Source organism: Mesorhizobium sp. M1C.F.Ca.ET.210.01.1.1, assembly GCF_004791585.1.
In the GTDB taxonomy this organism is placed as follows: domain Bacteria; phylum Pseudomonadota; class Alphaproteobacteria; order Rhizobiales; family Rhizobiaceae; genus Mesorhizobium.
This window is the reverse complement of sequence record NZ_SRUU01000112.1, coordinates 1-441: the sequence shown is the minus strand read 5'-3', so window position 1 is coordinate 441 and position 441 is coordinate 1. Positions and strand designations below refer to the sequence as shown.

The 441-nt window shown below is 55.3% G+C and carries 1 protein-coding gene; it reads right to left on the bottom strand.

Annotated features, from left to right (window positions below):
• On the bottom strand, nt 1–250 hold a 250-nt coding region (locus EN853_RS33155; protein WP_210236094.1), incomplete at its 3' end, for a hypothetical protein.
• Nucleotides 251–441: the final 191 nt, after the last annotated feature.

The window sequence follows — 441 nt, the reverse complement described above, 5'->3', positions numbered from 1 at the left end:
CAAGGATGAGCTCATCACGGGTCCAAGTCGGATTGCGTGGCTTCGGTTCTGTTGAGCGCACGACGAAGCCGAGATTGCCCAGCACATGCGCAACGGTGTTCTCTCCGCCTGAGAAATCGATCGAGCGCAGCGGCAAATGCCGCCCGGGAAGATAACCATGGGCTGCCCCTGCGATGGCCTTAGAGTGATATTCGCGATTTCCAATGACCAGAAAGTACTTTCGGGCCTTGGCGAAGCCATACTTTTCCAAAAAGCGCTCGGGACCGATCTCGTCATACTCGGCTATAGCGAGTTCGACGGCTGACCGTGTCAGATCAGATAGGCTCTTTTGCTCCCCCTAAGATTGCCGAGCAAGTCCGTAGGACAGCATAATAGCCCGGCTCGGCAGGGTGACTGGGTTTCCTATCAGTTGCAAGATATAGCGGCTGGACAGGCAGATTT